We start from the raw sequence: 7,490 nt of genomic DNA on the forward strand, positions 1-7,490 counted from the left end.
GCACCCGGGCCCTTCCGCGCATTACGGCTCGCTAGCCGAAGTAGAGCACATCCTCGAGCGGCTCCCCTGCGGCGATGCGCTTCAGGATGGCCGGCTCAGCATCGTCTGATGCGATGGCAGAATCGACGACGGCGGCTGCCACCTCAGGCGCCAGCACCACCACTCCGTTCTCATCACCCAGGACAATGTCTCCGGGATTCACCGTGGTGCCGCCGACGGTGACCGGACCACCAAACTCTGCCCGGCCCGAGCCGTGCCGCTTCGTGGTCAGGCACGTGGTGCCGCGCGCGAAGACCGGCAACGCCCCGCCGTCGTTCGCCGCCTGCAGGTCCGCAAGGTCGGTGACAGGCCCGTCCACCAGGATGCCGGCGGCCCCGCGTGCCCGCGCCGCTGCCGAGGTGACCGCTCCCACCGGCGCATGGCTCCGGTCGCCGCCCATGTCGAGGACCAGGACCTCGCCTGGCCGCAGCCGGACCAGCGCCTGGTTCACGGCCACGGCATCGGCGTCGAGGATCCGTGCGGTGGCTGCAATCCCGATCATCCGGTTACCTGGAACCATGCTCCGGATGTCCGGGCTGCAGAAGCCGTCCTCGAGAAAATGGCCGAGGGTGGGGAGGCTGACCCGGCGCAGTTGCTGCATCAGTTCATCCATGGTCTGCTCCGGGAACCACGGCGACGCACTCGATCTCCAAGGACACGCCCCACAGGCTGACGCACACGGACGTGCGTGCCGGCCGGTGCGGGCCGAAGTACTCGTCGTACACGCTGTTGTACTCGTCGAGCTGGTCCGCACTGGTCAGGTAGGTGTTCACCTTGACCACGTGCTGCAGCCCGCTGCCGGCCTCGATCAGGATGGCTTCCAGGTTCCGGATGGTCTGGTGTACCTGGTCGGAGAAGATCTCCGGCTGGTCGGCCAAGCCACCCGGCCCGGCCGGGATCTGCCCGGAGGTGAAGACAAAACCGTTCGCCACCACGGCCTGGGAGTAGGGCCCCACCGGGCCCACTGCACCTGGTGCGGCAGTGATTCGGCGAATGCTCACGACGCCGCCTTTGCAAATGCCTTCACGGTGTCCGTGTTGTCCACGGCGTCAATATTGCCGTGGCGGGTCTCGGTCAGAAGGTACAGCGCGATGAGGGAGAGCACTGCGGCGCCCATGATGTACCAGGCAATGGAGGTGCTCTGGCCGGTAGCGGCCAGCAACGCCACCGTGATCGCGGGAGTCGCCGCGGAACCCAGCAGCCCGGAGAGCATGTAGGAAACGGACAGTCCCGAGTACCGGACCTTGGACCCGAAGAGCTCGGCGAGGAATGTCGCGATCGGTCCGTAGTTGGCGGAGAAGGCGAGCATCATCAGGCCGTAGGCAACGAAGAGCAGCGGCTCGGACTTGGAGTTCAGCATCCAGAAGAACGGGAAGGCCAGCAGAGCCTCGGCGATGACGCCGGCGAAGATGATGGGCTTGCGGCCCACTCGGTCAGAGAGCCGCCCGAAGAAGGGAATGGCGATGAATGCCAGCGCGCAGGCGAACATGACCACCCAGAGCATCTTGTCCTTGGAGTAGCCCAGTTCCGTGGTGCCGTAGTTGACGCCGGAAGCAACCAAAAGGGTGAAGGTGCTGCCGGTGGAGAGGGTGGCGACGCCGCCCAGGATGACCTGCTTCCAGTACCGCTTCATCAGGTAGGCGAAGGGCAGCTTGGCCTTGGCCCCGGTCTCGCGAACCATCTTGAAGGACGGGGTTTCCTCAATGTTGAGGCGGATGTAGATGCCTACAGCAACCAGAACGGCGGAGAGGAGGAACGGTACGCGCCAGCCCCAGCTGAGCAGGGCCTCGTCGCTCATGGTGGAGGCCACGATGAGGAAGGCCACGTTGGCCAGCAGGGTTCCGATCGGAACACCGATCTGCACCATGGAGCCGAAGAAGCCGCGGCGGTTCTCCGGGGCATGCTCAACAGTCATCAGCACCGCGCCGCCCCATTCGCCGCCAAGCGCCAGCCCTTGGATGAGCCTGAGCAGCAGGAGCAGCAGCGGCGCCGCAACACCGATCGTGTAGTAGTCCGGCACCAGGCCGATCGCGAAGGTCGCCGCACCCATGGTCATCAGTGAGATCAGCAGCATGGACTTGCGGCCCAGCCGGTCGCCGAAGTGACCGAACAGGATAGCGCCCACCATGCGGGCCAGATAGGCCGACGCGAAGGTCAGGAACGACAGGATGGTGCCGACGGCGCCGTCGAGCTCGGGGAAGAAGATCCGGTTGAACACCAGCGCGGACGCGGTGCCAAAAAGAAACAAGTCATACCACTCGACGGTGGTTCCAATGACGCTTGCGGTGGATATTTTCCGCATCTTCCTGCGGTCCAGGCGGGCGTCGGCCGCGCTGGGTTGTGTCACATCGTTGGACATTGCATCTCCAATAGGGGTGCGAAGTTTGTCGGCAGTAGCGTGCCGCACGCCGGTGCGGGAGCACCTTCGAATCGTTTTACCCACTATTCCGGCAGTGTCGTGTGCCTCACAATCGATAAGCACACACGTTTCAAGCGGCCGGGTTGGGCATCTGCACACCCCTGCAGGGAGGCCCGACGACGGTGCCGGGCCGCTGCCGCCGTCTTCGCGGGGCTACTTCACGGGCCGGGCTTCACCTCATGCCCAGGCGACCACGGCCTTGGCTGCCTCCACGGGTTTCATCAAATCAATACCGGTCAGGTCCTTGAACCGCTTGAGCCGATTCAGGATGGTGTTGCGGTGGCAGTACAGGTGCTCGGCAGTTTCGGTGACGCTCCCGTTCCGAATAAAGCAGAGCACGGTTTCCTCCAGCCGGTCGCGTTCATCCGGCCGACAAGCTGCCAGCTGTGCCTCAAGCCCTGCCCTGACATCAATCCCGATTCCTGCCATCCGCAGGCGGGTCAGGCGGGTCCAATCCTCACCTACGGTCAACGGTTGCCGGTCCCCGCTGTTGACCAGGTCACTGAGCACGCCGGCGATCCTCGCCGCCGCCGTCAATTCCCCGAGTCCGATCACGGGACCATGCACCCCGCAGGCCACCGAGGCCAACGGCGCCGGGACCCGCACCCCGCCAAGGTCCTGCATCCCCTGCATTTCCGGCCAGAACACGTACGTGTACTTCTCCGCCTGATGCAGAAAGGCCTGTGCTCCGCGGTGTGAAAAGGATGCGAGCTGGCGCAGCGCGGCGGCGGCTTTCCCCTGCGCTGCGGCAATCCCGAATCGGCCATCCGGGTTTACATCGAACGCCTGGGCAAACCGGTTCCGGGTCTCCGGCAGCTGTCCCTCCGGCCCGAATAATGCGGCCACAAACTCGTGCCGCACGCCGGCTTCCTCCCGGGCCATCAGGATGCGTTCGGCGAGATAGCTGGAATGGGCGGCGGCTGCATAGTCGTCAACCACCTTCCAGACGCTTTCCACCCTGGTGGTCAGCATGGCGGCGTCCCCGGGGCCAGAGAGCTCCAAAAGGCTGCCCCAAACCACCGGAAAGTCGAGGCGTACGGCGGAAATCAGCGCCTCCGGCGGTACACCCTGGCGTGCCCGGCGGGCGCCCAGTTCCTCCGCAAACTTCAGCAAGCCGGGATAGGACGCGGGCTCTTCCAGGCAGTTGAGGATCAGCTCGAGGGAACCTGCCGCCGTCGATTCCAGATCGTCATGACCGACCAGGTCCTGCGCGTAGCCGGGGATGCTCCGTACCCGGTTGACGAAGTCGGTCTTCAACGGCCCGGCCTGCTGCCGCAGCCGCGCCACAAGTCCGGACCAGGCTCGATCAGACTTTTCATCAAAGGCGGTGTGCATGAGCACAGTGTAGTTGCGCCAAAGGGGTTGGCTTCAGCTAGTTACTTCGCAGTTCGCCGCTGCCAGCATGGAACGAGACAAAGACCGAACGAAGGGAACAGCGTGAGCACTACAGCCATGCCACAGGCCGGCAGCGCCGGCGCCAGCATCAGCGCGGGACATCTGATCGTGGCACAGCTTGAGGCGGCCGGGGTGAAGCGGGTCTATGGTGTCCCGGGCGAGAGCTTCCTTGACGTCCTGGATGGCCTGCACGATTCCTCCATCACCACCGTCGTCACGCGCCACGAGGGAGGTGCCGGTTTCATGGCGCTGGCCGAGGGCCGGTTGACCAATCTTCCCGGCGTCGCCATGGTGACCCGTGGGCCCGGCGCGGCGAACGCGTTCATCGCCGTCCACACCGCCTACCAGGACGCCACGCCGCTGGTACTCTTCGTCGGCCTCATCCCGGTGGCGGACCGGGGACGCGAGTCCTTCCAGGAGTTCGACATCAACGCCTGGTTCGGCAGCACCGCCAAGAAGGTGCTGACCCTGGACCATGCAGCCTCGGCAGCCGGCGTCGTGGACGATGCCATCCACACCGCCCTCAGCGGCCGGCCCGGCCCGGTGGTCATCGGCCTCCCGGAGGATGTGCTCACCCACCTCGTCCCGGGCGGAGCCCCCGTGACGCCGCGCGCCCTGGCGCGCACGGCGCCGGCGTCCTCAGCGTTGCGGGAATTCGACACGAGGCTGGCACAGGCCAGCCGGCCCATGATCGTGGTGGGCGGTGAAAGCTGGACGCAGGAGTCCGGCGAGTCGCTGGTCCGCTGGGCCGCCGCGCGAGGAATTCCGGTTGCGGCTGATTTCCGCGCGTACGATGCGGTGCCGCACCGGCTCGACGGCGGCAACAGCTATGTCGGGTCGCTCGGCTACGCACGCAGTGATGCGCTGGCGGAGCGGTTCGACAAGTCGGATTTGCTGGTGTTCATCGGCTGCCCTCGCGCCGACGTGCTCAGCGACGGGTACACCGCCGGGCTGGACGCCGAAACCGTGGTGGTCATGCCCGGCGACACGCTGGGGCACTTCGGGCGGCTGGACCAGCACATCGTGGCCGATCCGGTCGCGTTCACCGAGGCCCTGGCCGGGCTCGCTGCCCCCAGCGCCGCCGAACCGTCCTGGCTGCCGGACGCCCGCGCCGACTACGAGCGCTTCAGCTCCCCGGTGCCGGTTGACGGCGGCCGCGGGGTTGACCTGAACGAGTGCATGGCAGTGCTGCGGGAGGAACTGAACGACGACGCCGTTATCACCTATGGCGCAGGAAACCACGCGCTGTGGCCGGCTCGCTATCTGCAACATGCAGCGGCGAATTCCCTCGTGGCGCCGCGCAATGGCGCTATGGGGGTCGGAATCCCGGCAGCCGTGGCGGCGGGACTGATCTTCCCCGGCCGGCAGGTGGTCTCCGTGGCGGGCGACGGCTGCTTCCTGATGAACGGACAGGAATTTGCCACGGCCGTAGCGTATGGCAGCGCACCGGTGGCCATCGTGGTGGACAACGGGTGCTTCGCGACCATCCGCGAGCACCAGGAACGCACCTATCCGGGCAGGCCATCGGGCACCGCGCTGACCAACCCCGACTTCGCCGAGTGGGCCGAGTCCTTCGGCGGCCATGGCGAGCGGGTGGAGCGGACCGCTGACTTCCGGGATGCCTTCCGCCGTGCAGTGGACAGCGGCAAGCCTGCCCTGCTGCACGTGCTGCAGGATCCATCCGTGCGGTCACCGCAGACCGGAGAACAGGAGGACGCACGATGAGCGAACAGTTTTCCAGCGACGACGCACGCTTTGTGCGGGACTTCGAGGTGTTGAGCGGGTTCGGGGCGACCGAGAACGGCGGCGTCCACCGACTGGCCGGATCGGCGGCGGACGGCGAGCAGCGGCGGTGGCTGACCGAACTGCTGGAGTCAGAGGGCTTCCGCGTGGAGTTCGACCAGGTGGGCAACCAGTTCGGCCTGCTGGAGTTGGTCCCGGACGCGCCGTATGTTGTGGTGGGCTCACACCTGGACTCCCAGCCGACTGCGGGCAAGTACGACGGCGCCTACGGTGTCCTCGCCGCTGCGCACGCAGCGTTCCGGCTGGCAGCCGAATGGCGCTCCGCCGGCGTCGTGCCGCGGCACAACCTGGCGGTCGTGAACTGGTTCAACGAGGAGGGCGCACGGTTCAAGCCCTCGATGATGGGCAGCTCGGTCTACACCGGAAAGATGGCCGCGTCTGCTGCCTTGGCGGTGGAGGACCCTGCCGGCATCACGGTCGCTGAAGCGCTGCAATCCATTGGGTGCCTCGGGTCCGGGACCGGGCCGGCCGCGGCCTACTGCGCCGAAATCCATATCGAGCAGGGCCGCAGCATGGAGCGCGACGGCGTGACGATCGGACTGGTGGATTCGAACTGGGCGGCGAACAAATACGAGTTCGTGGTGCACGGCGAGCAGTCGCACACCGGCTCCACGGTAATTGCGGACCGGAAGGACGCCCTGCTGGGTGCCTCGATGCTGGTGGTGGCGGCACGGGAGATCGCGGACCGGTTCCCCGGCGTCCTGCACACCTCCGTGGGACAGCTGAATGTGTATCCGAATTCCCCCGTCGTCGTGCCGTCCCGGGTCAATCTGCTGCTGGACCTGCGGTCAGCGGATGAAGCGGTGCTCGCCGAGGCAGACCAGATCCTGCACGAGCGGATGCTGGAGATCGAGCAGGCAGCGAACGTGCGGATCGAGAAGGGCGGCTCGCACTGCTGGCCGGTAATGCCCTACCAGCCCGAGGGCGTGGAGCTGGCCGAGAAGGCCGCCGTCGATCTGGGACTGTCCTACCGGAAGGTGAAGACCCTGGCGGGGCATGACTCCACCAACATGAAGGACATTGTTCCGACCGTGATGCTGTTTGTGCCCTCGGTGGAAGGCATCTCGCACAACGAGCATGAGTACACCCGGGATGAGGACATTGTGGCCGGCCTGCACATGCTCACGGACGTTGTGCGGCGCCTCTGCAACGGGGATCTTGACACGGAATAGCCAACCCGCGCCCGTTGTTGACGTGTCCATGAAGATTGAGATTTGGTCCGACATTGCCTGCCCCTGGTGCTTCATTGGCAAGCGCCGCTTCGAAACCGCCCTGGAGGGCTTCGAGCACAAGGACCAGATCGACGTCGAGTGGCGCAGCTACCAGCTGGACCCCACGCTGCCGGAGCACTATGACGGCACGGAGACCGAGTACTTGTCCCGGATCAAGGGCATGCCTCAGGACCAGGTCAAGCAGATGTTCGGCCATGTCACGGCGCAGGCCGCGGGCGAGGGCCTGAACTATGACTTTGACTCCGTGGTGGTGGCCAACAGCTTCACCGCCCACCGCTTCCTGCACCTGGCGAAGGAACAGGGCGTCATGGACCAGGCCAAGGACGCCCTGCTGTCCGGCCATTTCGAGCAGGGCAAAGACATTGGCGACGCGGAGTATCTGGTGAGCATCGGCGTCGAACTGGGCCTTCCCGAAGCCGAGATCCGCGAGACCCTGTCGGGTGACCGTTTTGCCGCGGAGGTCCGCGCCGACATCGCGGAAGCCCGCGCGCTCGGCGTAAACGGCGTGCCGTTCTTCGTGCTGGACCGCAAGTACGGGATCTCCGGGGCGCAGCCGGCCGAGGCGTTCGCGCAGGCCATCCGGCAGGCGTGGAACGAGCGCA

Annotated in this window: 7 protein-coding genes; 3 read left to right on the forward strand and 4 right to left on the reverse strand. The window is 66.1% G+C overall.

Going from position 1 to position 7,490, the window contains the following annotated elements; all coding sequences use genetic code 11:
• Positions 1 to 31: 31 nt before the first annotated feature.
• The 4 genes from AC5RWT_RS32320 to AC5RWT_RS32335 all read right to left on the reverse strand — a co-directional run bounded on the left by AC5RWT_RS32320 (position 32) and on the right by AC5RWT_RS32335 (position 3,793).
• Complete coding sequence (locus tag AC5RWT_RS32320; RefSeq protein WP_494083789.1) at positions 32 to 652, reverse strand: RraA family protein; 621 nt, start codon at positions 650 to 652, stop codon at positions 32 to 34.
• Positions 645 to 1,040 carry a RidA family protein gene (locus AC5RWT_RS32325; RefSeq protein WP_494083790.1) on the reverse strand — a complete coding sequence of 132 codons (396 nt, stop codon included), beginning with the start codon at positions 1,038 to 1,040 and terminating at the stop codon, positions 645 to 647. The genes AC5RWT_RS32320 and AC5RWT_RS32325 overlap by 8 nt, the downstream gene beginning before the upstream one ends.
• The gene (locus tag AC5RWT_RS32330) at positions 1,037 to 2,398 is read right to left on the reverse strand and encodes an MFS transporter (protein ID WP_494083791.1); all 1,362 of its coding nucleotides are present in this window, start codon (positions 2,396 to 2,398) and stop codon (positions 1,037 to 1,039) included. Before AC5RWT_RS32330 ends, AC5RWT_RS32325 begins: the two co-directional genes overlap by 4 nt.
• Positions 2,399 to 2,635: 237 nt before the next feature.
• Positions 2,636 to 3,793 (reverse strand): RsbRD N-terminal domain-containing protein, encoded by a 1,158-nt coding sequence (locus tag AC5RWT_RS32335; RefSeq protein ID WP_494083792.1) that lies wholly within the window; start codon positions 3,791 to 3,793, stop codon positions 2,636 to 2,638.
• A gap of 117 nt (positions 3,794 to 3,910) precedes the next feature.
• Here AC5RWT_RS32335 and AC5RWT_RS32340 point away from each other — a divergent pair, with 117 nt between their 5' ends.
• From AC5RWT_RS32340 to AC5RWT_RS32350, 3 genes are all read left to right on the forward strand, one after another.
• A complete protein-coding gene (locus AC5RWT_RS32340; RefSeq protein ID WP_494083795.1) occupies positions 3,911 to 5,578 on the forward strand; it encodes a thiamine pyrophosphate-dependent enzyme in 1,668 nt (555 codons plus the stop codon).
• Positions 5,575 to 6,828, forward strand: a complete 1,254-nt coding sequence (locus AC5RWT_RS32345; protein ID WP_494083793.1) for a M20 family metallo-hydrolase — start codon at positions 5,575 to 5,577, stop codon at positions 6,826 to 6,828. The genes AC5RWT_RS32340 and AC5RWT_RS32345 overlap by 4 nt, the downstream gene beginning before the upstream one ends.
• A gap of 28 nt (positions 6,829 to 6,856) precedes the next feature.
• On the forward strand, positions 6,857 to 7,490 hold a 634-nt coding region (locus AC5RWT_RS32350), incomplete at its 3' end, for a DsbA family oxidoreductase (protein ID WP_494083794.1).

Source organism: Arthrobacter sp. Dra40 (genome assembly GCF_059091905.1).